The sequence below is a fragment of the Sphingomonas sp. ID0503 genome (assembly GCF_048565625.1).
Classification (GTDB): domain Bacteria; phylum Pseudomonadota; class Alphaproteobacteria; order Sphingomonadales; family Sphingomonadaceae; genus JBLZUR01.
In genome coordinates this window covers 2446996-2470501 of record NZ_JBLZUR010000002.1, presented here as the reverse complement: position 1 = coordinate 2470501, position 23506 = coordinate 2446996, and the positions used below count along the sequence as shown (strand labels likewise).

General features: G+C 67.7%; 25 protein-coding genes and 1 tRNA gene. 14 read left to right on the top strand and 12 right to left on the bottom strand.

Going from position 1 to position 23506, the window contains the following annotated elements; all coding sequences use genetic code 11:
- Positions 1-143 precede the first annotated feature (143 nt).
- Both dcd and ACM608_RS13100 read right to left on the bottom strand, forming a co-directional pair.
- The gene (gene dcd, locus ACM608_RS13105; RefSeq protein WP_419683731.1) at positions 144-698 is read right to left on the bottom strand and encodes a dCTP deaminase; all 555 of its coding nucleotides are present in this window, start codon (positions 696-698) and stop codon (positions 144-146) included.
- A gap of 17 nt (positions 699-715) precedes the next feature.
- Positions 716-1198, bottom strand: coding sequence for a UPF0262 family protein (locus tag ACM608_RS13100; RefSeq protein ID WP_419683729.1), 483 nt, complete (start codon positions 1196-1198; stop codon positions 716-718).
- Between the two features lie 97 nt (positions 1199-1295).
- Between ACM608_RS13100 and ACM608_RS13095 the strand changes: the two genes are divergently transcribed.
- A complete protein-coding gene (locus ACM608_RS13095; RefSeq protein ID WP_419683728.1) occupies positions 1296-2810 on the top strand; it encodes a replicative DNA helicase in 1515 nt (504 codons plus the stop codon).
- Between the two features lie 104 nt (positions 2811-2914).
- Here ACM608_RS13095 and ACM608_RS13090 read toward each other — a convergent pair whose 3' ends face one another.
- From ACM608_RS13090 to ACM608_RS13060, 7 genes are all read right to left on the bottom strand, one after another.
- A complete protein-coding gene (locus ACM608_RS13090) occupies positions 2915-3679 on the bottom strand; it encodes a phosphoadenylyl-sulfate reductase (RefSeq protein ID WP_419683726.1) in 765 nt (254 codons plus the stop codon).
- Entirely contained in the window at positions 3672-4094 is a 423-nt protein-coding gene (locus tag ACM608_RS13085) for a DUF934 domain-containing protein (RefSeq protein ID WP_419683724.1), read from the bottom strand. Before ACM608_RS13085 ends, ACM608_RS13090 begins: the two co-directional genes overlap by 8 nt.
- Positions 4095-4253: 159 nt before the next feature.
- Positions 4254-5882 (bottom strand): nitrite/sulfite reductase, encoded by a 1629-nt coding sequence (locus tag ACM608_RS13080; RefSeq protein WP_419683722.1) that lies wholly within the window; start codon positions 5880-5882, stop codon positions 4254-4256.
- A gap of 9 nt (positions 5883-5891) precedes the next feature.
- Positions 5892-6188 carry a DUF2849 domain-containing protein gene (locus ACM608_RS13075; protein WP_419683721.1) on the bottom strand — a complete coding sequence of 99 codons (297 nt, stop codon included), beginning with the start codon at positions 6186-6188 and terminating at the stop codon, positions 5892-5894.
- A complete protein-coding gene (cobA, locus tag ACM608_RS13070; RefSeq protein WP_419683719.1) occupies positions 6185-6973 on the bottom strand; it encodes a uroporphyrinogen-III C-methyltransferase in 789 nt (262 codons plus the stop codon). The genes ACM608_RS13075 and cobA overlap by 4 nt, the downstream gene beginning before the upstream one ends.
- Positions 6974-7193: 220 nt before the next feature.
- Complete coding sequence (locus tag ACM608_RS13065) at positions 7194-8606, bottom strand: succinylglutamate-semialdehyde dehydrogenase (RefSeq protein ID WP_419683717.1); 1413 nt, start codon at positions 8604-8606, stop codon at positions 7194-7196.
- Between the two features lie 58 nt (positions 8607-8664).
- Positions 8665-10056: a protein adenylyltransferase SelO family protein gene (locus ACM608_RS13060; RefSeq protein WP_419683715.1), complete on the bottom strand. Its 1392-nt coding sequence runs from the start codon at positions 10054-10056 to the stop codon at positions 8665-8667.
- A 70-nt stretch (positions 10057-10126) separates the two neighbouring features.
- Here ACM608_RS13060 and ACM608_RS13055 point away from each other — a divergent pair, with 70 nt between their 5' ends.
- From ACM608_RS13055 to ACM608_RS13045, 3 genes are all read left to right on the top strand, one after another.
- Positions 10127-10987, top strand: a complete 861-nt coding sequence (locus tag ACM608_RS13055; RefSeq protein ID WP_419683713.1) for an alpha/beta fold hydrolase — start codon at positions 10127-10129, stop codon at positions 10985-10987.
- Positions 10988-11069: 82 nt separating this feature from the next.
- Positions 11070-12473, top strand: a complete 1404-nt coding sequence (locus ACM608_RS13050) for an NAD(P)H-dependent flavin oxidoreductase (RefSeq protein WP_419683711.1) — start codon at positions 11070-11072, stop codon at positions 12471-12473.
- Between the two features lie 192 nt (positions 12474-12665).
- On the top strand, positions 12666-13361 hold the full coding sequence (locus tag ACM608_RS13045) for a glutamine amidotransferase (protein WP_419683709.1): 696 nt from the start codon (positions 12666-12668) through the stop codon (positions 13359-13361).
- A gap of 65 nt (positions 13362-13426) precedes the next feature.
- Here the strand turns inward: ACM608_RS13045 and ACM608_RS13040 are convergent, their stop codons facing one another.
- The gene (locus ACM608_RS13040; RefSeq protein ID WP_419683707.1) at positions 13427-13741 is read right to left on the bottom strand and encodes a hypothetical protein; all 315 of its coding nucleotides are present in this window, start codon (positions 13739-13741) and stop codon (positions 13427-13429) included.
- A gap of 88 nt (positions 13742-13829) precedes the next feature.
- On the opposite strand from ACM608_RS13040, the gene ACM608_RS13035 reads away from it, so the two are divergent.
- The 3 genes from ACM608_RS13035 (at position 13830) to ACM608_RS13025 (ending at position 16443) form a co-directional block, all read left to right on the top strand.
- On the top strand, positions 13830-14315 hold the full coding sequence (locus ACM608_RS13035) for an SH3 domain-containing protein (RefSeq protein WP_419683705.1): 486 nt from the start codon (positions 13830-13832) through the stop codon (positions 14313-14315).
- A gap of 131 nt (positions 14316-14446) precedes the next feature.
- Positions 14447-14638 (top strand): hypothetical protein, encoded by a 192-nt coding sequence (locus ACM608_RS13030; RefSeq protein WP_419683703.1) that lies wholly within the window; start codon positions 14447-14449, stop codon positions 14636-14638.
- A gap of 119 nt (positions 14639-14757) precedes the next feature.
- A complete protein-coding gene (locus tag ACM608_RS13025; RefSeq protein WP_419683701.1) occupies positions 14758-16443 on the top strand; it encodes a M10 family metallopeptidase C-terminal domain-containing protein in 1686 nt (561 codons plus the stop codon).
- Positions 16444-16519: 76 nt separating this feature from the next.
- On the opposite strand, the gene ACM608_RS13020 is transcribed toward ACM608_RS13025, so the two are convergent.
- Positions 16520-16951, bottom strand: a complete 432-nt coding sequence (locus tag ACM608_RS13020; RefSeq protein ID WP_419683699.1) for an HIT family protein — start codon at positions 16949-16951, stop codon at positions 16520-16522.
- Positions 16952-17025: 74 nt separating this feature from the next.
- Between ACM608_RS13020 and ACM608_RS13015 the strand changes: the two genes are divergently transcribed.
- Both ACM608_RS13015 and ACM608_RS13010 read left to right on the top strand, forming a co-directional pair.
- Positions 17026-17102 (top strand) — tRNA-His (locus ACM608_RS13015).
- Between the two features lie 33 nt (positions 17103-17135).
- Positions 17136-18182 (top strand): Glu/Leu/Phe/Val family dehydrogenase, encoded by a 1047-nt coding sequence (locus ACM608_RS13010; RefSeq protein WP_419683697.1) that lies wholly within the window; start codon positions 17136-17138, stop codon positions 18180-18182.
- A gap of 103 nt (positions 18183-18285) precedes the next feature.
- Here ACM608_RS13010 and ACM608_RS13005 read toward each other — a convergent pair whose 3' ends face one another.
- On the bottom strand, positions 18286-19203 hold the full coding sequence (locus ACM608_RS13005) for a DMT family transporter (RefSeq protein ID WP_419683695.1): 918 nt from the start codon (positions 19201-19203) through the stop codon (positions 18286-18288).
- A gap of 374 nt (positions 19204-19577) precedes the next feature.
- Between ACM608_RS13005 and ccmC the strand changes: the two genes are divergently transcribed.
- The 5 genes from ccmC to ACM608_RS12980 are packed head-to-tail and all read left to right on the top strand — an operon-like array spanning position 19578 to position 23416.
- The gene (gene ccmC / locus ACM608_RS13000; protein WP_419683693.1) at positions 19578-20297 is read left to right on the top strand and encodes a heme ABC transporter permease CcmC; all 720 of its coding nucleotides are present in this window, start codon (positions 19578-19580) and stop codon (positions 20295-20297) included.
- Positions 20294-20425 (top strand): heme exporter protein CcmD, encoded by a 132-nt coding sequence (ccmD, locus tag ACM608_RS12995; protein WP_419683691.1) that lies wholly within the window; start codon positions 20294-20296, stop codon positions 20423-20425. Before ccmC ends, ccmD begins: the two co-directional genes overlap by 4 nt.
- Entirely contained in the window at positions 20422-20856 is a 435-nt protein-coding gene (ccmE, locus tag ACM608_RS12990; RefSeq protein WP_419683689.1) for a cytochrome c maturation protein CcmE, read from the top strand. Before ccmD ends, ccmE begins: the two co-directional genes overlap by 4 nt.
- Positions 20853-22895, top strand: a complete 2043-nt coding sequence (locus tag ACM608_RS12985) for a heme lyase CcmF/NrfE family subunit (RefSeq protein WP_419683687.1) — start codon at positions 20853-20855, stop codon at positions 22893-22895. Before ccmE ends, ACM608_RS12985 begins: the two co-directional genes overlap by 4 nt.
- The gene (locus ACM608_RS12980) at positions 22892-23416 is read left to right on the top strand and encodes a DsbE family thiol:disulfide interchange protein (protein WP_419683685.1); all 525 of its coding nucleotides are present in this window, start codon (positions 22892-22894) and stop codon (positions 23414-23416) included. Before ACM608_RS12985 ends, ACM608_RS12980 begins: the two co-directional genes overlap by 4 nt.
- The last annotated feature ends 90 nt before the right edge of the window (positions 23417-23506 follow it).

Here is a 23506-nt window from a genome sequence, read left to right as displayed (position 1 = left end):
GGGGATCCACGGTGCAACGCGCTCTTTCTTTGGAAACGGGGCGCTGCGCCTGCCGCCCGGTGGATCCCCGCCTCCGCGGGATGACGATGGAGGGGAAGGCAGCTCGAGAATGGTTACGCCGCGGCAAATGATAAAGGGGCGCCCTATAGCCGCGGCAGCGTCACCCCTTGCTGCCTCATATATTTTCCTGCCCGGTCGGCGTAGCTCACCTCGCAAGGCTCGTTCCCCTGCAGGAACAGGAACTGGCACGCCCCCTCATTTGCGTAGATCTTCGCGGGCAGTGGCGTCGTATTGGAGAATTCCAGCGTGACATGCCCTTCCCAGCCGGGTTCCAGCGGCGTCACGTTCACGATGATCCCGCAGCGCGCATAGGTCGACTTGCCCAGGCAGATCACCAGCACGTCGCGCGGCACCCGGAAATACTCGACCGTGCGGGCCAGCGCGAAGCTGTTTGGCGGGATGATGCACACGTCAGTCTTGCGATCGACGAAGCTGTTGGCCGCGAAGTCCTTGGGGTCCACCACCGCGCTGTCGATGTTGGTGAAGATCTTGAACTCGTCGGACACCCGCGCGTCGTAGCCATAGGAGGACAGGCCGTAGCTGATGCACCCGTCGCGCCGCTGCGCCTCGACGAACGGCTCGATCATCCGGTCTTCCGTCGCCCGCGCGCGGATCCACTTGTCGGACATCACGGACATCGCGCTCTTCTTTCCCCTCAGGCCTTGATGTGCAGCACGCAGATCAGCGTGAACAGCCGCCGCGCGGTGTCGAAATCGACGTCGACCTTGCCGGCCAGGCACTCCTGCAGCGTCTCCGCCGCTTCGTTGTGGATGCCGCGCCTCGCCATGTCGATCGGCTCGATCGCCTGAGCCGTCGCTTGCCCCAGCGCCCGGTAATAGCTGTCGACGATCGCGAAATAATCGCGCACCAGCTTCCGAAACCGCGTTAGCCCCAGCGTGATCGTCTCCAGCGCGGTCCCATCCTCAGCCGCGATATCGATCGCCAGCCGCCCGTCCGCCACACGCAGCATCACCCGGAACGGACCCGCATAGCCGCCGGGATAGGCCGTCACCGGCGCGAAATGATTCTCGGCGAGAAGATCGGTCACCGCCACCTCGCGCTCGCGCTCGACCACCTCCGACCGGCGAATGATCGTCCGTTCGTCTAGTTCGACAGCGATGATGCGCGGCTCGGCCATCCCACCCGGTTAGGCGGTCGTCGCGCCGGACACAATCGCCGCACGCTTGCGCGCTTCGCGATTGTCACCGGCCTGCAATCCGCGCGATGGTGCGGCCATGCCCGAAGCCCTCCGAATCGTCGCGGAAGACGCGGCCGTCGCGCCCAAGCTGCCCCATAATGTCGACGCGGAGGCGGCGCTGCTCGGCGCGATGCTGATCGACAACCGACTGGTGGAGGAGGTGCAGACGCGGCTGCGCGCCGACCATTTCTACGATCCTCTCCACGGCCGCATCTACGAGGCGGTGCTGAAGCTCGCCGACCGCAACATGATCGCCAATCCCGTCACGCTGCGCCCGATGTTCGAGGCGGATGAGGGGATGAAGGCGGTCGGCGGTCCCGCCTATCTCGCGCAACTGACCGGCAGCGGCGCCGCCCTGATCGGCGCGCGCGACTTCGCCCAGCAGATCTACGACCTGGCGCTCCTCCGCGCGCTCGTCGGCGTCGGCCGGGACATGGTGACCAGCGCCACCGACACCAGCGACGCCGTCGACCCCAAGGGTCAGATCGAGGCAGCCGAGGTCGCGCTCTACAAGGTGGCGGAGGAGGGCGGAGAGCAAGGCTCGGTCAAGACCTTCGCCCAGGCCACCCGCCTCGCCGTCGAGACCGCCGAGAAGGCGCTCAACTCCGGCGGCCATCTCTCCGGCATCACCACGGGGCTGGAGGCGCTGAACGCCAAGATGGGCGGCCTCCACCGCTCCGACCTTCTCATCCTCGCCGGCCGTCCCGGCATGGGCAAGACCGCGCTCGCCACCAACATCGCCTTCAACACTGCCCGCCGCCTCGTCCGCGATCGGGAGGACGGGATCGAGGACAGCAAATCCGCCGGCGCCGCCGTCGCCTTCTTCAGCCTCGAAATGTCGGCGGACCAGCTCGCCACGCGTATCCTGTCGGAGCAATCGCGGATCAGCTCCGAGGACCTCCGCATGGGCAAGATCAGCCAGGCCGATTTCCGCAACCTCGCCCGCGCCGCCGCCGATCTCGAAAGCCTGCCGCTCTACATCGACGACACGCCCGGCCTCACCATCGCCGCGCTCCGCACCCGCGCCCGCCGTCTCAAGCGCCAGCGCGGCGTCGACTTCATCGTCGTCGACTACCTCCAGCTCCTCCAGGGTTCGGGCAAGTCGGGGGACGGCAACCGCGTGCAGGAAATCTCGGAGATCAGCCGCGGCCTCAAGCAGCTCGCCAAGGAACTCCACGTCCCCGTCCTCGCCCTCTCCCAGCTCAGCCGCGCCGTCGAACAGCGCGAGGACAAGCGCCCGCAGCTCTCGGACCTGCGCGAATCCGGCTCGATCGAGCAGGATGCCGACATCGTCCTCTTCGTCTACCGCGAGGAATACTACCTCAAGAACACCGAGCCGAAGGTTCCCGGCGCGAACGACGACGCCAAGACCGTCTCCACCCATGACGAATGGGCGGGCAAGATGCAGGAGGCGTTCGGCATGGCCGAAGTCATCGTCGCCAAGCAGCGCCACGGCGCCACCGGCCGCGTGAAACTGGCGTTCGAGGCGAAATATACGAAGTTCGCGGATTATGCCGACGACCGGTACATGCCGGACAGCATGCGGTCCTGAACCGCACTCCGGCACCCGTCACGTCATCCCAGCGAAGGCTGGGATCGCTTGATATAGGGGAATACGTCCGCCGACCCCAGCCTTCGCTGGGGTGACGACGGATGTCAGAACGCCGGCTCGTTCGCCGGATCATCCGTCGCTGAAACGTGGATCCCGCACTCCACCTTGTCCCAGCCGCGCCAGCGCCCGGCGCGCGGGTCCTCGCCCGGCATGACCTTGCTGGTGCAGGGCGCGCAGCCGATTGACAAATAACCCTGCGCCTCCAGCGGGTGACGGGGCAGATCGTGCGCCACGAAATACGCCTCCAGATCCGCCTTCACCCAGTCGCCGAGCGGGTTGATCTTCAGCCGCCCGTCCTCGACCTCGAAGCGGGGCAGCGACTGGCGGGTGACCGACTGGAACGCCTTGCGGCCAGAGATCCAGCTGTCCAGGCCCTCCTTGGCACGCTTCAGCGGCTCGACCTTGCGGATCTCGCAGCAGCCGTCCGGGTCGTAGGACCAGCGCAACCCGTTCTCGTCCTTCCTCGCCAGCACCTCGGCATCCGGCGTCACCACCGCCCGGTTGACGACACCCAGCCGGTCGAGAAGCGCCTCGCGATATTCCAGCGTCTCCGGAAACATCTTCAGCGTATCGACGAACAGCACCGGGATCTCCGGATCCGCATCGGCGACGAGGTGGAGCAGCACCGCGCTCTCCGTGCCGAAGGAGGAGACCACCGCCGTCCGCCCGAGCGTGCCCTCCCGGAACAGGGTGCGCAGCATCGTCCGCGCGTCCACGCCGGCAAAGCGCGCGTTCAGCGCATCGGCGTCGGCCTGGGTGAAGGCCGGCCGCACGTCCAGCATGTCGATCCTGCGTGCCGCCTCAGCCATGACGCAGTTTCCAGATCGGCGCGCGCCCATCGGCTGCGCCCTGATAGACATGGTCCCAGGTGGCGAAGGCCCGCTCGGCCGCGTCGGCGTCGATCGGGTTCCTCGGCGCGAAGCTGTCGAAGCCGCAGCGGCGCATATGGCTGAGCTGGTCGATCAGCACGTCGCCCTCGGCCCGCAGCTCGCCCACATATCCCGCCTCGCGCAGAATCGACGCGGCGGAATAGCCCCGCCCGTCGCGGAACGCCGGAAAAGAAACTTCGATAAGCGCGATGCGGTCGAGATGCGGCAGAAGACGCCGCACGTCCTCGCCCGGCTCGATCCGCACGGCGGTCGCGTTCGACTGGCCGAGGAAGGAGTCGAGCGTGACGGCCGGCTCTTCGTGCACGGCGTCGGTACGTAGGCGGATGATGCTCATGCAAACATCCTCCCTGAGCGCAGCTTGGGGAGGGGGACCGCAACGCGAAGCGGCGTGGTGGAGGGGCGGAGGTGCAACCGCCGTCTACGCGCCGGCCCCTCCACCAGCTTCGCTGGTCCCCCTCCCCAAGCAAGCTTGGGGAGGATTGAGACAGTTGCATCACCCATAGATCGCCGCCTTGAACGGATCGAGGCCGACGCGGCGATAGGTGTCGAGGAACCGCTCGCCATCCTGCCGCAAGGCCTTGTAGACGTCGGTCGCCTTTTCGATCGCATCGACCACGCCGTCTTCGGAGAAGCCGGGGCCGACGATCTTGGCGAGGCTGACGTCCTCCGCGCCCGATCCGCCGAAGGAGAGCTGGTAGTTCTCCTCGCCTTTCCGGTCGACGCCGAGGATGCCGATATGACCGGCGTGGTGGTGCCCGCAGGCGTTGATGCAGCCGGAGATCTTCAGCTTCAGCTCGCCGAGGTCATGCTGCTGGCCCGCGAACCGCTCGGAGATCTTCTGCGCCACCGGGATCGAACGCGCATTGGCGAGCGAGCAATAGTCGAGGCCGGGGCAGGCGATCATGTCGGTGATGAGGTCGAGATTGGCGTCAGCCAGCCCCGCTTCCGACAGGATCTGCCACACCGCGTAGAGATCGGCCTTGCGGACATGCGGCAGGACGATGTTCTGCGCATGCGTCACCCGCAGCTCGTCGAAGCCGTAGCGGGTGGCGAGGTCCGCCATCACGTCGATCTGGTCGGCCGTAGCGTCGCCAGGAATGCCGCCGATCGGCTTCAGGCTGATGTTCACAATCGCATAGCCCGGCTGCTTGTGCGCCGCCGTCTGTTGATCCAGCCAGACCGCGAAATCGGGATCGCTGCGGTCAACCACATCAGGCGCATCCGCGTCGAAGGCGGGGGCTGCGAAGAACGCGCTGATCCGCTCGAACTCGGCCAAGGGCGGGTCGAGCCCCAGCGTCTTCACATGGAGAAACTCCTCCTCCACCTGACGGCGGTATTCGTCCGCGCCGATCTCGTGGATCAGGATCTTGATCCGCGCCTTGTACATGTTGTCGCGCCGGCCGTAGCGATTGTAGACGCGCAGGCACGCCTCGACGTAGCTGAGCAGATCGTCCGCACTCACGAAGTCGCGGATCAGCGGCGCGATCATCGGCGTGCGCCCCATGCCGCCGCCCGCATAGACCGCCGCGCCCAGCTCGCCCGCTTCGTTCCGCTTTAGCTGTAGCCCGATGTCGTGCAGCCGCATCGCCGCGCGATCTTCCTCGGCCGCGATCACCGCGATCTTGAACTTGCGCGGCAGGTAGCTGAACTCCGGGTGGAACGTGCTCCACTGGCGCAGCAGTTCGGCCCAGGGGCGAGGGTCCGCCACCTCGTCCGCCGCCGCTCCGGCATATTGGTCGGAGGAGATGTTGCGGATGCAATTGCCGCTGGTCTGGATGGCGTGCATCTCGACGGTCGCCAGCTCGGCCAGGATATCCGGCGTCTGGTCCAGCTTGATCCAGTTGTACTGGATGTTCTGCCGCGTCGTGAAATGCCCGTACCCACGGTCGTACTTGCGCGCGATATGCGCCAGCATGTGCATCTGCCGCCCGTCCAGCGTGCCATAGGGCACCGCCACGCGCAGCATATAGGCGTGCAGCTGCAGATAGAGTCCGTTCATCAGCCGGAGCGGCTTGAACTGGTCCTCCGTCAGCTCGCCCGACAGGCGCCGCTCCACCTGCCCGCGGAACTCCTCCACGCGGGCATCGACCATCGCCTGATCATATTCGTCGTAACGGTACATTCTGCTTCCTCAGACGATCCGTTCCAGGGCACCCTCGTCGCCCGGCGCGAGCGACAGGTCCGGGCGCACCGTCGGCCCATAGGCGCGGATGCGATCCTTGATATGCGCCGGGCGGGGGCCGTCGGGGGAGGGCAGCGCCTCGATCTGATACGCCACGTTCACCCGTCGCGCCGCTTCCTCGACCGCCAGGATCGCCGCACCCTGATCGCCCACATCCACTGCCTCGGCGACATGGCGAGACCAGCCGCGCCCGGTCCACCAGACCACATCGCCGCTCTCCAGGTCGTTGCCGGTCAGGATCTTCACGACAACGCCTCCGCTCGGCCCGCAAGAACGCGCAGCTTGTCCTCCGCGTCGGAGAGCTCGACCACCTCGCCGACCACGATGATCGCCGGGCTGACCACCTTCTCCCGCTCCAGCATCCCGCCGAGATCGGCGAGGATCGTCCGCATCGCACGGGCACCGGGCAGCGTACCCCGCTCCAGCACCGCCACCGGCAGATCGGGTGCAAGGCCGTCGGTCATCAGCTTGTCGGCGATGCACCCGCCCGACCACACGCCCATGTAGATCACGAGGGTGCGGCCCTTGCCGGCCAGCCCCGTCCAGTCCTGTTCGCTCAAACCCTTGCACTGGCCCGCGACGAAGCTGACCGCGCTCGACCAATCGCGGTGCGTAAGCGGCAGCATCGCCTCCGCCGCGCAGCCGAGCGCCGCCGAAACACCGGGGATCACCTCGACCGGCATGCCCGCCGCACGCACCGCCTCGACCTCCTCGCCCCCGCGCCCGAAGACGAAGGGATCGCCGCCCTTCAGCCGCACGACCACCGCACCGGTGCGGACATGCGCCACCACCAGCGCGTTGATCGCCTCCTGCGGCAAGGTATGGCGGTCGCGCCGCTTGGCGACCGAGATGCGCTGCGCATGGGCCGGCGCATAATCGAGCACACGCGGGTCGATCAGCCCGTCATGCACGACCACATCGGCGGACCGCAGCGCCTCCACCGCCCTGACGGTGAGCAGACCCGGATCACCGGGGCCGGCACCGACCAGCACGACCTTGCCGCGCGCGTTGGGATCGAGGGGACCTGGCATGGTCCGCCAGATGGGCCGGATGCCCCGCGCCCACAAGCGAGGATCGGTTGGGGAAGGTGTAGGAAAGTTTTGGAGCCTCATCCTCCCTGCGCGAAGCGCGGGGAGGGGGACCGCCGCCGAAGGCGGTGGTGGAGGGGCCGGCGAAGCCGGTGCTACGCCCCGCCCCGCCACCAGCTTTGCTGGTCCCCCTCCCCGAGCAAGCTCAGGGAGGATGAAGCGGTCACGCCGCCTCCCTCAACCCCACGCCGATCATCGCCCGCGCATTCTCCGCCTCGACCGACACCACCGGATAGGCGCAGAAATCCGCTGCATAGGAGGCGCTCGCGCGCTGGTTACCCGACAGCCCCTGTCCCCCGAAGGGGGCGTTCAGCGGCGCGCCGCTGGTCGGTCGGTTCCAGTTGATCAGCCCCGCCCGCGTCGTCGCCCAGAACCGGTCGTACAGTTCCGGCCCGCCGCCGATCAGCGTCGCACCCAGGCCGTAGCGAGATCGGTTCACCTCTGCCACCGCACCCGCGAAGTCGGCGACCCGCACCACCTGCAGCACCGGGCCGAAGATCTCCTCGTCCGGCCGCTCGGTCGCATCGGTCACATCGATGATTGCCGGGGTCAGGAACGGCCGGTCGGGATCGGGCCGGCCGAGGTGACGGATCGGCCGCCCGCCGCGCAGCACGAGGTCGAGGAACTGCGCCTGCACCGCATCCGCCGCGTCATTGTCGATCACCGGTCCCATGAACGGCACGGGATCGTCATCCGGCGCGCCGACGATCAGCCGGTCGGTCAGTCGCGCGATCTCGCCCAGGATAGCCTCATGCGCTCCGTCGCGGACGATCACCCGGCGGACGGCGGTGCAGCGCTGGCCGGACGTCAGGAAGGCGGACTGCACCACCATCGTCGCGGCGGTGAACAGGTCGGGCGTGTCCCAGACGACGGCGGCGTTGTTGCTGCTCATCTCCAGTGCGAGGATCTTGTGCGGCGTGTCGGCGAATTGGCGGTGCATCTCAATCCCGTTGCGTGTCCGCCCGGTGAACAGCACCCCGTCGATCAGGGGATGCCGGGCGAGCGCGCGACCCTCTTCGGGCCCGCCGGGCAGGAACATGATCGCGGACGCCGGCACCCCCGCCTCGATCAGGCACTCGACCAGCAGCTGTCCCGTCGCAGGTGCCTTCTCCGACGGCTTGAAGACGATGCCGTTCCCCGCGATCAAGGCGGGCACGATATGTGAATTCGGCAGATGCGCCGGCAGGTTGCACGCGCCGAGCACCGCCAGCACCCCATGCGGTTTGTGGCGCACCGCGACGCGCTGCCCCAGCTCCCCCTCCAGCCGCCGCTGCGAGGTCCGTTCCGTATAGGCGCTGATCGAGGCCTCGATCTTGTTGATGACGAGGTTGACCTCGGCGCGCGCATCCCAGCGCGGCTTGCCCGTTTCGCGGCAGATCAGCGTCGCCAGTTCCTCGGCTCGCTTTCGGATCGCATTGGCATAGCGCCGCATCGTCTCGATCCGCACGCTCAGCGGCCGCGCCGCCCAGATCGGCCAGCTCTCCGCGATCGCCGCCACCGCCGCATCGACATCCCCCGCCGGCGCACGCCACACGGTCTCGCCGGTGCATGGGTCGATGGAGATGATGTCGGCCATGATTCTCGTGACGGCTGCCTGGAAACGTTCTTCTGCATCCGTAACGGTCAAAGTGGGGTTAACCGCGCATCGCCTCACCCATCCGGCGGATCGCGGCCACCTTGGCCTCGAACGCTGACCAGTCATCCGCCTCGGCGATCCGCGCCCAGATCGCCTCGACCTCCTCGATATGCATCGAGCAAGGCACCGCATCCCCCCAGTAAGGGTGATCGAGTGGGTGCGAAGGCTCATACCCGGCAAGCGCCTGCTCCAACCCAGCGAACGCCTCGCCCGAATAGTCGGCCGGAGACGCGCCGCGCCGCCGTCCGCCCGCCCAGTCGAAGAAGAAGCGGTCGATCTCGACCCCACCCCTCATCAGCGCACTTTCCAGCACGCCCATCAGCGCCAGATCATCCTCCTCCGACTTCGGCTTCACGCCCAGCCGACCGAGGATCGCCGCCCGCATCGCCGCCTCGAACCGCGCCGGAAACGCATCCACCGCCGCCTGCAGGGGCTCGACGGGCGAGATCAGCGCGAGCGTCCCCGCCAGCTGGTACACGTCCCACAGGATCGCCTCCGCCTGCCGCCCGAAGGCATAGAGCCCCTGCTGGTCGAAATAGGCGGCGGTGAAGCGCGGGTCCCAGGTCTTCGCGAACCGCCAGGGTCCGTAATCGAAGCTTTCCGCCGTCACGTTGATGTTGTCGGAGTTGAGCACGCCGTGGACGAAGCCCGCGGCCATATAGCTCGCCGCCAGCCGCGCCGTGCCGCTGACGACATGGTCGAGCAGCCGCCCCGGCCCATCCTCGCCCGGTTGGTCGCCGTACAACTCGATCAGGCAATAGTCGGTCAGCCGCCGCAACTCGTCTTCCTGCTGGAAGAAGGCGAGCCGCTGGAACGTCCCGATGCGGATATGCCCGTGGTTCAGGCGCACCAGCACGGCCGAGCGGGTGGGGGAGGGCTCGTCATTCCGCTCCAGCGTCTCGCCGGTCTCGATCAGCGAGAAGGTTCGGGACGTGTTCACGCCCAGAGCCTCCAGCATCTCGGTCGCCAGCACCTCGCGCACGCCGCCCTTCAGGGTCAGCCGCCCGTCGCCGAAGCGGCTGTACGGTGTCTGCCCCGAACCCTTGGTGCCGAGGTCGAGCAGCCGCCCGTCCGCATCGCGCAACTGCGCGAACAGGAAGCCACGCCCGTCGCCGATATCCGGATTGTAGTTGCGGAACTGGTGCCCGTGGTAGCGGAGCGCTAGCGGCTGCTCCAGGCTCCCCGGCAGGGCCTCGAACCGGCCGAAATGCCGGAGCCACGCGGCCTCGTCGAGGTCGCCCAGCCCCACTGTCTCCGCCGCCCGCTGGTTCCGGAACCGCAGGATCGTCTGCGGGAAGTCGGCCGCCTTCACCGGATCGTAGAAGTCGTCGCCCAGCGACAGGATGGCGGTCTCGGGGCGGAAGGGGGCGGCTTGCGGGGCGTCGGGCATCCGTCGATATGGGTGGCGCGGGTGCGATCCCGCAACCGGCAGCGTGCCGGCCCGGCGGCGGAGGCGTGAATTGGCGGCATATACCGACGGCTATTGGTGGTCGCGGGACAATCTGCGCCTGCATTACCGCGACTATCCCGGCCGCGCCGATCGCCCGACGATCCTCTGCATCCCCGGCCTGACCCGCAACGCGCGCGACTTCGCCGCCCTTGCCGAGCGCCTCTCGCCCGAATGGCGGGTGATCTGCGTCGAACTGCGCGGGCGCGGGGAGAGCGCCTATGCGCCCGACGCGATGACCTATGTTCCGCCGATCTACTTGCAGGATCTCGACGCGCTGCTGACCGATGCGAAGATCGACCGCTTCGTCGCCTTCGGCACCTCGCTCGGCGGCATCCTCACCATGCTCCTTGCATCGGCGGAGGGGGATCGCCTCGCGGGCTACCTCCTCAACGACATCGGCCCGCATATCGAGGAGGCGGGGCTCGCCCGCATCCGCGGCTATGTCGGGCGCGGCTCGTCCTGGCCGACCTGGCTCCACGCGGCGCGCGTCAAGGCGGAACTGCACGGCCACGCCTTCCCCGATTATGCGCTGGAGGACTGGCTGGCGATGGCCAAACGCCTCTGCCGCCTGACCTCCTCCGGCCGTATCGTCGCGGATTATGACAGCAAGATCGCCGAACCCTTCCGTGTCCCCAATGGCGCCGCCGGCTTCGACATGTGGACGCTCCTGCCGAAGCTTGGCGGCAAGCCCGGCTTGCTCGTCCGGGGCGCGCTGTCCGACATCATCAGCACCGCCACCGCCGATCGCATGGCCTCGGCCTTGCCCGACATGGAACGCCTGACCCTGCCGCGCGTGGGTCATGCGCCGACACTGGATGAACCCGGCTGTGGGGAGGCGATCGACCGGCTTCTGGCGCGCGTCGCCGCTTGAAGTTTCCCCACGCAATCTATGTCAGTTTGATGTAGGGGCGCGCCAAGTTGTAGCACGCGGTCAAGTCCGCACTGGAGAAGTGATGTTCAAGGGTCTGCAATCGATCGTCTACGGCGGCCGAGAGGTCTTGCCGCTGATCGAAGGCGGCAAGGGCGTGGCGGTCAGCAATCATGCGAGTTCCGGTGCCTGGGCCGCGGCGGGCGGCATCGGCACCGTCTCGGCGGTGAATGCCGACAGTTACGATCCTGACGGCAAGATTATTCCGCAGGTTTATCACGCTCTCACCCGGCGCGACCGGCATGAGGAGCTGATCGCCTACGCCATCGAGGGCGCGGTGCAGCAGGTCAAGAAGGCGTTCGAGATCTCGAACGGCCGGGGCGCCATCAACATCAACGTGCTGTGGGAAATGGGCGGCGCGCAGGCGGTGCTGCACGGCGTGTTGGAACGGACGCGCGGCATGGTCGCGGGCGTCACCTGCGGCGCGGGCATGCCCTACAAGCTCAGCGAGATCGCGGCGTCCTATAACGTCAGCTATCTGCCGATCGTCAGCTCCGGCCGCGCCTTCCGTGCCTTATGGAAGCGCGCCTATTCCAAGGCGGCGGAGTGGCTGGCGGGCGTGGTCTACGAAGACCCCTGGCTTGCCGGCGGCCATAACGGCCTCTCCAATGCCGAGGATCCGCGCCAGCCGCAGGACCCGTACCCCCGCGTCAAGGAACTGCGCGAGACGATGCGCGAGGGCGGCGTGTCCGACGACGTGCCGATCGTCATGGCGGGCGGCGTCTGGTTCCTGCGCGAATGGAACGACTGGATCGACAATCCCGAACTTGGGCGTATCGCCTTCCAGTTCGGCACGCGTCCGCTGCTCACCCAGGAAAGCCCGATCCCGGAGGCGTGGAAGGCCCGGCTGACGCAGCTGGATGAAGGCGACATCCTCCTCCACAAATTCTCGCCGACCGGCTTCTACTCCTCGGCGGTCAAAAACCCCTTCCTCCTCGATCTGGAGGCGCGGTCGGAACGGCAGATCCCGTTCTCGACGCAGGCGGCGGGCGACCATCAGTACCAGCTCGACGTCGGCGTCGGAAACAAGCGCTATTGGGTCACCCGCAACGACCTGCTCCGCGCCCGCGAATGGTACGGTCGCGGCTTCACCGACGCGCTGAAGACGCCGGACAACACCCTCGTCTTCGTCACGCCGGATTCGACCCATGTCATCCGCAAGGACCAGGCCGACTGCATGGGCTGTCTCAGCCAGTGCGGCTTCTCGTCCTGGGCGGATAACGAAAAGAACTCGACCGGCCGCCTCGCCGATCCGCGCAGCTTCTGCATCCAGAAGACGCTGCAGGACATCGCGCATGGCGGCGACGTCGACCAGAACCTGATGTTCGCCGGCCACGCCGCCTACCGGTTCAAGAAGGACCCGTTCTACTCGAACGGCTTCGTCCCGACCGTGAAGCAACTGGTGGACCGCATCGCCACTGGGGATTGAGGCGGAGCCGCTCATCTGACGGTGGCCCTCTCTGTCATGCCAGCGGAGGCTGGCATCGGGTCGACAGAAAGCGCGCCCGTAAGACGAAGCGATGCCAGCCTTCGCTGGCATGACACCTTCAATGACCCACGCTTTAGCCCCACGCAGATTTTGATCGTGGACCCCGCGACCGCAAACCTGTTTCATTCGCCGATGAAATCAGCGCTGATCGTCCGCCATGTACCCTATGAAGGCGTCGCCGGTTTCCGCCTCCCCATCGAGGAGGCAGGGTACGTTGTCGACCGCATCGATGTCGCCGACCCGGCCTTCCAGTCCGTCGACCTGATCGCGCCCGACCTGCTCGTCATGATGGGCGGGCCGATGGGTGTGTACGAAACCGAGGCGCATCCTTGGATCCCCTGCGAGGTTGCCAAGCTCGCCCAGCGCGTGGCCGCGCGTCGCCCCACGCTCGGCGTGTGCCTCGGCGCGCAGATGGTCGCGGCGGCGGCGGGCGCGCGGGTCTATCCGGGACCGGTCAAGGAGGTCGGCTTCGCACCTGTCGAGATCACCGAAGCCGGCCACCGCTCCCCGCTCGCCCGGATCGACGGCGTGCCGGTGCTGCACTGGCACGGCGACACCTTCGATCTGCCGGAGGGTGCGACCGTGCTCGCCCGGACGGCCAATTACACCCAGGCGTTCAGCATCGGCCCCAACATCCTCGCCATCCAGTGCCACCCGGAAATGGGCGAGGACGAGCGGTTCGAGGCCTGGCTGGCCGGCGGCGAGGCCTATGCGGCGGAGGCGGGGACCACGCCGGAACGTCTGCGCGCCGACTACACGACGCTCGGTCCCCCGGCCGTCTCTGCCGGCCGCGCGCTCGCGCGGCGATGGCTGGCGGGCCTCGCCTGAACACGAAAACGCCCGACACCAACAGGGTGCCGGGCGCCCTCGCGTGAGACGCTGAACGCGTTTACTTAACGATAGCGGCGCTCGCCGCGCTTGTTGACGTAATAGCTGCGGCCACGGCTATCGCGATAATAGCGGCGATGCTTCTTGTCGTTCTTGGCGCCGTTGATGCCGCCGATCACGGCGCCGCCGGCCGCACCGATCAGGGCACCGTCACCGACCGAAAGGCCCGGGATGATCGCGCCGGCTGCCGCACCGCCGACGCCGCCGATCGCGCCGCCCTTCAGGATCTCGCCGGCCGATTGCGCGGAGGCCGGACCCGCAAATGCGATTGCGCCGGCGATCAGCGCGGTGCTGGACAGAGTGGTGAAACGCGTGAACATGGGTCAATCCTCGTGTCTGTTCCGGCGGGTCAATGCACGAGGCGGCGTTGGCGTTCCGTCCGCCGATCACAGTGGTGCAGGGGTACATATGGGGTTCATCTTGGCGGCACGGTTCCTCATTCTGGGAAGCCTGATCGCCTTGCCGGCTCATGCCGCGCCGGAGCTGAAGAAGCCGCCCTATTGGGCGTCGATCTCGGCCGGCAAGGCGCGCACCCGCACCGGCCCGGGCCGCAACTATCCCGCGATCTGGCTCTATCAGCGTCGCGGCCTGCCGGTCCGCGTGATCGAGACCTTTCCCGCCTGGCGCAAGATCGAGGATCCGGACGGCGCGCAGGGCTGGGTCATGTCGAACCTCCTGACCGACGATCGCACAGCCATCGTACGCGGCGGCATGCAGGCGCTCCGCAAGCAGCCCGGCCTCGAATCGCGCGTCACCTTCCAGGTGGAAGAGGGCGCCGTTGGACATATCTCGAAATGCACCGCGGGCTGGTGCCGGTTCGAGGTGGACGGGAAGGGCGGCTATATCGAAACCGCGCATCTCTGGGGCGTGGGCCGGGGCGAGGTGATCGAGTAAGGCGAACTAAATCGACCTTAGTACTGCATTAACCGTACGGGGTGACGCGATCTCAACCACGTTGCGGCAGTGTAACGACCAGGATCGGACAAGTTCCTGTCCATCGGTCGGAGTAGAACTTGGATCACCCCGTGGATTATGCCGAGGTCCTGCGCGTCGAGGCGCAGCGTTGCGAGCGCTTGGCGCTCGGCATCGCCGATCACGCGCTTGCCCGGCAGATGCTGCAATGGGCCGCGGAATACCGCGCCCGATCGGATGCTTTGCGTACGGTGCTCGACGATCTCCTCGACGACGGCAGCGACGCCGTGCAGCAGGCAGCCTGACCTCTTTCTACCCGACGTTAACCTATGACAGCCGATAGAGACACCGTTAAGTAAAGCGGGTAAAAACGAGGGGTGCCACGATGAACTTTCCGTCCATCGGCGCGGGCGCGCGCGAATAGATGTCGGGCCCCTCGGCGGCTGAGCAGTACCTGCTCGAACTCGTTAACGAGACGCGGATCGATCCGATGCGGAATGCGGATCGCTACATTGCCTCCTATACAAGTCTCGGGTCCAGGGATCACGACATCGCCAGTGCGCTCAGCTATTTCGGCGTCTCGGGCGCGGCACTGAAGGCCGCCTATTCGAAGCTTGCGGTCGTACAGCCGCTCGCCTGGAACGCCGCCCTGTCGAAAGCCGCGACCGGCCACTCGCAGGCGATGGTCGACTATTCCAGGAAGAATCCGAGCGACGCCAATGCGCAGTCGCACCAGCTTCCCGGCGAGAAAAGCCTCGCCGATCGCGCCAATGCCGCCGGTTACAAGGGCTGGTGGTCGCTCGGCGAGAACATCTACGCCTTCTCCGAATCGGTGCTCCATGCCCATGCCGGCTTCATGGTGGATTGGGGCTACGGCCCCGACGGGATGCAAAGCCCCGCCGGCCATCGCAACAACATCATGAACGGCAAGTTCAACGAGATCGGCCTGTCCATCCTCAACGAGAACAACGCCAGCACCGTCGTCGGCCCGCTTGTCGTGACGCAGGACTTCGGCAAGCGGCTGACCGGCCCCCAGCTCGTCGGCGTCGCTTATGCCGACAAGGACAAGGACGCCTTCTACTCGGTGGGTGAGGGGCGGGGCGACCTGCGGATTTCCAATGGGCTGTCGGCCGTCACCAGCTACACGGCAGGCGGCTATGCGGTCGCAGCTCCAACTCTACCGACCAAGGCGTTCGCGATCACCGGCGGCGGGCTGAAGGGGACCGTCACCGCATTCGTGGACTTCACCGCCGGCGAGAACGTGAAGCTGGACGTGGTCGACGGCGACACCATCCGCCTCTCCGGCTCGGCCAAGCTCGCCGGCAAACTGGCGGAGATCACCGGCATCGGCATCGCGCCCCATGCGATCACCTATACCGGCACGTCATCCGTGCTGATCGCCGGTAACGATGGCAACGACACGCTGACCGGCGGCACGGGTGCGGATACGCTGAACGGCGGGGCGGGGACCGACCGGATGGCGGGGGGCGGCGGCAACGACACCTATCACGTCAACAGCGCCAGGGACCTGATCGTCGAACTGGCCGGTCAGGGGACCGACACCGTCCGTGCGGCCAGCAGCAGCTACACCCTCTCCGCGAATGTCGAAAACCTTGTCCTCGATGGCACCAGGGCGATCGACGGCACGGGCAATGCGGGCGCCAACACCCTTACTGGCAACCATACCGCCAACAGGCTGGACGGTGGTGCCGGCAACGACCGCATCTACGGCAATGGCGGCAACGATGTGATCACAGGCGGGGTAGGCCGCGACGTGGTGACCGGCGGCGCGGGCAAGGACCGCTTCGGCTTCGACGATGGTCATTTCGGTGGCACGGCCAAGGCGGCGGCGGACCTCATCACCGACTTCCAAAGGGGTCAGGACAGGATCGACCTCAGCCTCGTCGATGCCAATGCGAAGACCGCGAAGGACGACGCCTTCACCTTCCTCGGCACCGCCGCATTCTCCGGCAGGGCAGGCCAGATCCGCTACGAGATCGCCGGTGCCGACACGCTGGTCTACGGCGACGTGAACGGCGACCGGAAGGCGGATTTCACCATCGTCGTGGATCCGGCGCTCAAACTGACGGCGGCGGACTTCATCCTCTAGCCGCTCCCGCTCACGTCATCCCAGCCAAGGCTGGAATCGCTCGCCGCAGTTCCCGCGATGGTGTCCGGGGCAGGTCCTACCCCGGCCAGGCCGCCTTCAGCCACGCCACCTGATCCGCCACCTGTGCCTCGCTCAGCATCACCGCGCTGCCAAGGTCCGGCGTCTTCGGCCAGCCCGCATCGGCGATCTCCAGCTCGCCATGCGTGCGCACCCCGTCATAGCGCGGGAAGGCGTGGAAATGGACATGCGGGTCCACCATCATCAGCATCAGGTAGTTCATCTTCTCCGGCCCCACCGACCGGCCCAGCGCCGTCTCCACATCGGCGATCACCTGCGCCTGTTCGGTGAAGGCGTGGACCGGCAGCGCGCCGAATGCGGTGGCGGGCGACTTCGCCGCGATCACTAGCGACCCGAGAGTCACCGCCTGCGGCCGCAGCAGCACCATCCAATGCGTATATTCGGCGATCAGCGTCCCCGGCCAGCCGAACTTGTGGATCGTCGCGTTCATGGGAGCCAGCCTTCCTCCTTGCGCGCGGCGGCGCTCGCCCGTAAGAGCGCGGGCGCTGCCGCGTAGCAGCTATGGCGATCGTAGCTCAATTGGTTAGAGCGCCGGTTTGTGGTACCGGAGGTTGCGGGTTCAATCCCCGTCGATCGCCCCATCTTCTCCCTTATTGTAGCGTAGAGGTCCGGCGATGACGCCCTGGGATTATCCCGATTTCGACGATCATGAGGGCGTCCACCTCTTTCGCGATCCCGCCGCGGGCCTGACCGCGATCATCGCCGTCCACTCTACCCATCTCGGCCCCGGCTCCGGCGGCGTCCGCTTCTGGCACTATGCCGACCGGGATGCCGCGATCACCGACGCGCTGCGCCTGTCGCGAGGGATGAGCTACAAGAACGCGATGGCCGGCCTGCCGGCGGGCGGCGCCAAGGGCGTCATCCTGGCGGATGCAAACCACACCAAGACCCCCGAACTCCTCGCCGCCTTCGCCCGTGCCGTGGACAGCCTGGGCGGCCGCTACATCACCGCGCAGGATGTCGGTGTCTCGGCGGACGACATGGTCGCGCTTTCGAAGGGCACCCGCTTCGTCTCCGGCCTGCCCCCGGCCGAGGGTCAGGCGGGCGGCGATCCCGGCCCGTCCACCGCCCTCGGCGTCTTCCTCGGCGTCAAGGCGGCGGTGAACCGCGCGCTCGGCACCGATCGGCTGGAGGGCATCCACGTCGCCATCCAGGGCGTCGGCAGCGTCGGCGGCGGCCTCGCCCGTCACCTCGCGGGTGAAGGCGCGCGCATCACCATCGCCGATGTCGATCAGCATCGCGCGGAGACGCTGGCCGCCGCTTTGGGGGCCGAGGTGCTGCCCGTCGATCAGATCCTCTCCGCCGATGCCGACGTGTTCAGTCCCTGCGCATTGGGCGCGGTCCTGAACGAGGCGAGCATCCCCACCATCCGCGCGCCGATCGTCGCGGGTGCCGCCAACAACCAGCTTGCGACGCCGGAGGACGGCCAGCGCCTCCACGATCGCGGCATCCTCTACGCGCCCGATTACGTCATCAACGCCGGCGGCATCATCAACGTCGTCCTCGAATATGCGGGGCAAGGCAGCGCGGCCGAGGTCGAGGCGCGTGTCGCCCAGATCCCCAGCCGCCTCTACCAGGTCTGGGACGAAAGCTCCGCCAGCGGCGAGCCGGCGGCGGTGGTCGCCGACCGGCTGGCCCGCGAACTGATCGGGCGCGCATAGTTTACCTCCGTTCGTCCTGAGCGAAGTCGAAGGACGGGCAACAATCGATTCGCGCGGTTCCCGTGCTTCGACTTCGCTCAGCACGAACGGGTCGAACTCAGAATTACCCCGCCGCTTGGGCGGGCGGCACGGGCGGCACCCGCCGCAGCCGGTGCTCCCGCCAGGCCGTATACAGGCCGCTGCCGCCGATCAGCAGCGCGCCCGCCGCCGTGTTCACCGTCGGGCTCTGCGTGAACAGCAGCCAGCCGAGGATCGTCGCGCCGACGATCTGCAGGTAATCGAACGGCGACACCACCGACACCGGCGCATGGCGCAGCGATTCGGTCATGGTCAGCTGCATCGTCCCCCCGGCCAGCCCCGCCATCACCAGCACCGCATAGGTCCACGGCCGGTGCGCCGATCCGAAGAACGGCAGCAGCGCCAATCCGACCAGCGTCGAGAACGTGAAGAACCAGAACACCAGCGACGCCGTCGTCTCCCGCCCGCCGACCGTGCGCAGCGTGATCGTCACCGCCGCCGTCCCGAACGCCGCGATCAGCGCGATCAGCACGCCCGCGATCGGCACCTCATGCCCCGATCCACCCGGCCGCATGATGACGATCACCCCCACGAAGCCCAGCGCCACCGCCCAGCGCCGATGCGGTCCCACCGCCTCCTTCAGGATGATCGCCGACAGCAGGGTGGCGAAGATCGGCGCGGTGAACCCAATCGTGATCGCGTCGGCCAGCGGCAACATGACGATCGACTGAAACGTGCAGAGGATCGACGCGATGCCCAGCGCCGACCGCCCGATATGGACTGACGGCCGGTTCATCCGGAGCGCGCCGAAGCCCGGCCCGAACATCACCCAGACGAGCACCACCGGCAGGCCAAACAGCGCGCGGTAGAGCAGCATTTCCGGCGCCACCACCCCGTCCGCGCTGGCGAGCTTCAACAGGCTCGACTGGATCGAAAAGAAGCCCGCCGCCGCACAGCGCAGCGCGATCCCCAACGGGATGTTCTCGGGGCCACGCGCGGACATGGGCCTGGCGTTAGGGGAGGGACCGGGGCGGCGCAATTCCCGTGTCCCGCGTTGAGCCCAACTCGCTAAAGGCAGGCGTCCTCGTTCCGGTTCAAACCGCCCCTTCCCCCTATCTGGACACGCCTCTCCCCAACTACGGTCAACAGCCCGCGGGTCCCCTTCTCGCGCGGCGCACGCCAAATTCGTACGAAAGGGCAGAGGTAAGCTCTCTCCCGTCATGCTGAACTTGATTCAGCATCCATTTGGCGCGGCAGCAGCAGCTTGAACGAAGCGCAGATGGATCCTGACCTCCGTCAGGATGACGACGCGGGCAAATGCACCACCACCCCGCTTTCCCGCCGCGCCGTCCTCCTCTATGGCTCCGGTGCGCGCCTATGCACATCTTCGCCAATCCGCACCGTTTCCTGTCGATCGCCCGCCCGCTGACCCCCTGGCTCGGCTGGTCCGGGGCGATCCTGAGCGTCGTGGCGCTCGCCTCCGGCCTGCTGCTGACCCCGCCCGACTACCTCCAGGGGGAGACGGTGCGCATCATGTACGTCCACGTCCCCGCCGCATGGCTCGGCATGGCCGGCTGGATGGGTATCGCGGCGGCCAGCCTGATGCAGCTCGTCTGGCGCCACCCCCTCGCCGGGGTCGCCGCTCGCGCCCTGGCGCTTCCCGGCGCGGTGTTCGCTGCGATCTGCCTTGCAACGGGCTCGATCTGGGGCCGCCCGACCTGGGGTACATGGTGGGAATGGGATGGGCGGCTGACCTCGATGCTCGTCCTCTTCTTCCTCTACGTCGCCTATATCGCGCTCTCGGATGCGGACGCGCGACGCGGGCAGGGGGGCGGCACCGTCACCGCGCTCTTCGGCCTGATCGGCGCGGTCAACATCCCCGTCATCCACTATTCGGTGCTCTGGTGGCGCACGCTCCATCAGGGGCAGAGCATCACGCTCACCGGCTCCTCGATCTCGGCCGAAATCCTCTGGCCGCTGCCGGTCGCAACGCTCGGCTTCACCCTGCTCTTCGCCGCGATCGTGCTGATGCGGATGCGCGCGCTCCTCGCCGAGGCCCGCGTCGAGGCGCGGCTGCGCCGGATGGGCGAGCCATGACGCACTGGCCCTTCGTCCTCGCCGCCTATGCGATCGCCATCTCCGCGCTCACCGCGCTGACCTTCGCCAGCTTCACCGCCATGCGCCACGCGGAACGCCGGGCGGAGGCGCTCCGGCGCGACCGATGACGGCCAAGAACCAGCGTCTCGTTCTGATCCTGCTCGGCCTCGCTGCGGTGGTCGCGGCGGTCCTCCTCGCCATGTCCGCGCTGAAGGATCAGGCCGCCTATTTCTACTCCCCCGCCGATGTCGCGCGCGATGGCGTTCCCGTCGGCAAGGCGATCCGCCTGGGCGGCATGGTCGCCGACAAGTCGATCAAGCGGGCGGCGGACGGCGTCTCGATCACCTTCACGGTGCTGGACGGCGCATACCGCACCGACGTCCGCTACACCGGCATCACGCCGGACCTCTTCAAGGAGAACTCCGGCGTCGTCGCAGAGGGCAAGTTCGCCCCCGACAGCGTGTTCGACGCCACCACCATTCTTGCCAAGCACGACGAACGCTACATGCCGCCGCAGCTGGAAGGCGATAAACACAAGACCGAGACGCTCGAAAAGTGATCGCCGAAGCAGGCCTCGCGGCGCTCTGGCTGGCGGCGGCGCTCGCGGCGCTGCAATTATGGGCGGGGATCGCGGGGGCACGCGCCTACGCCTCTCCGCCTGTCCCCAACGCCGTTCGCCCTGAGCCTGTCGAAGGGCCAGCACCGCCGGCATCACTGGGGCTTCGACAAGCTCAGCCCGAACGGCCGGATGGGGATAGGGAGGGCGCCGCCAACCCGCTCGCCACCCTCGTCCGCCCCGTCGCCGTCCTCCAGGCGCTCTGCGTCGCCGCCGCCTTCGCCTGCCTGATCGCCGTCTTCCTCGACACCGACCTCTCGGTGAAGCTCGTCGCCGACAACAGTCATGTCGCTAAGCCCTGGCTCTACAAGTTCGCGGGCGCATGGGGGAACCATGAGGGGTCGATGCTCCTCTGGGTCACCGTCCTCGCCCTCTGCGGCGCGGGCGTCGCGCTCTTCGAACGGCAGCTGACGCAAGCCACCCGCCTCACCACCCTTGCCGCGCAGGCGGGGATCGCGCTCGGCTTCTACGCCTTCCTCCTCATCGCCTCGAACCCCTTCGCGCGGCTCGATCCCGCGCCGGCGGAGGGCTCCGGCCTCAACCCGCTCTTGCAAGACCCCGGCCTCGCCTTCCACCCGCCGACGCTCTATTTCGGCTATGTCGGTCTCTCGATCGCCTATTCCTTCGCGCTCGGCGCGCTGATGACCGGGGAGGTCGGACCCGCCTTCGCCCGCGCCATGCGGCCCTGGGTCTTGGGCGCGTGGGTCTTCCTCACCCTCGGCATCACGGCGGGCAGCTACTGGGCCTATTACGAGCTTGGCTGGGGCGGCTGGTGGTTCTGGGATCCAGTCGAGAACGCCTCGCTGATGCCCTGGCTCGCCGCCACCGCTTTGCTCCATTCGGTGACCGTCGTCGCCACCCGCGACGGGCTGCGCGCCTGGACGGTGATGCTCGCGGTCGTCGCCTTCTCGATGAGCATGGTCGGCACCTTCCTCGTCCGCTCGGGCATCCTGACCAGCGTCCACGCCTTCGCCGTCGATCCCAGCCGGGGCAGCTTCATCCTCGGCCTGCTCGCCCTCTACATCGGCGGCGCGCTCGCTCTCTTCGCGCTGCGCATCGGCCGGGTGCGGGAAGGGGCGCGCTTCGATCCGCTCAGCCGCGAAGGGGCGCTCGTCGCCAACAACCTTCTCCTCACCACTATCCTCGGCATCGTCCTGATCGGCACGCTCTACCCGCTGCTGGCTGAGGCGGTGACGGGTGAGAAGCTGTCGGTCGGCCCGCCCTATTTCAACGCCGCCGCCGGGCCTATCGCATTGGTATTGATCGCGATCATGGCAGCAGGCCCGCTACTCCGCTGGCGTCGCGACCACCTGAAGCCGCTCGCCCGCCGCCTCGCGATCCCGGCTGCGATCACGCTTGCATGTGTCGCTTTCATTGTCCTCTGCACCGGCGCGTCGATCATGCCGGTCCTCGGTCTCGCCCTTGCCGCAGGGGTCGGCGTCGCCAGCCTCGCCCCGCTCTGGGGCCGCAACCTGCGCCGCACGCCGCTCTTCACCTGGGGCATGGTCGTCGCCCATGTCGGCGTTGCGGTCAGCGTCGCGGGCATGGCCAGCGAAAGCGCGTTCACCCGTGAAACCCTCACCGCCGCCCGCTTCGGAGAGCCGCTCGCCGTCGGTCCCTACCACATGACCCTGAACGGGGTGGAGCCGGTCGCCGGCCCCAATTGGACCGCCATCGAAGGCCATTTCACCGCCAGACGCGGGGAGGGGGCTCCCTTCGCGCTCGCCCCTCAGGCGCGCAGCTTCAGCCGCCCGCCCACCGAGACCAATGAGGCCGCCATCGCCACCCGCCTCGATGGCCAGCTCTACGTGGTCCTCGGCCGGCAGGGGGAGGATGGTCGCTGGCAGGTGCGCCTCTGGTGGAAGCCGTTCGTCACCCTCATCTGGGCCGGCGGCGCGCTGATCGCGATCGGCGGCGTGCTGTCCCTCATCGGGCGCGTCACCCGTGAGCGCGCCGCGCGGGAAAGGGTGCATTGGGCATGAAGCGGCTGATCCTCTGGGCGCCCCTTGTGGTGTTCATCGCCTTTATCGGCTTCGCAATCTTCCGCCTGTCGGTGCCGGAGGATCACGCGATCACCTCCAAGCTGGTCGGCCAGCCGCTTCCCGCCTTCGTCCTCCCGCCCGCAACCCCCGGCAAGCCCGGCCTCTCGCGCGCCGACCTGACCGGTCGCCCGCGCCTCCTCAACATCTTCGCCAGCTGGTGCGTCCCCTGCGCCGCCGAGTCTCCCCAGCTCCTCGCCCTGAAGCAGGCCGGCGTGGAGATCGACGCCATCGCCATCCGCGACAAGCCGGAGGACGTCGCCGCCTTCCTCCAGCGCTTCGGCGATCCCTACGCCCGCATCGGCGGCGACGCGACGAGCAGCGTCCAGATGGCGCTCGGCTCCTCCGGCGTCCCCGAAAGCTTCGTCATCGACGCGCAGGGTATCATCCGCCACCAGCACATCGGCGACATCCGCGAGGAACACATCCCCGAACTCCTCCGCCAGATCGAGGCCGCGAAGTGAGGACATCTTTCATCCTCCCTACGCGCAGCGTGGGGAGGGGGACCGCCGCCGCAGGCGGTGGTGGAGGGGCCGGCGCAGCCGGTGCTGCGC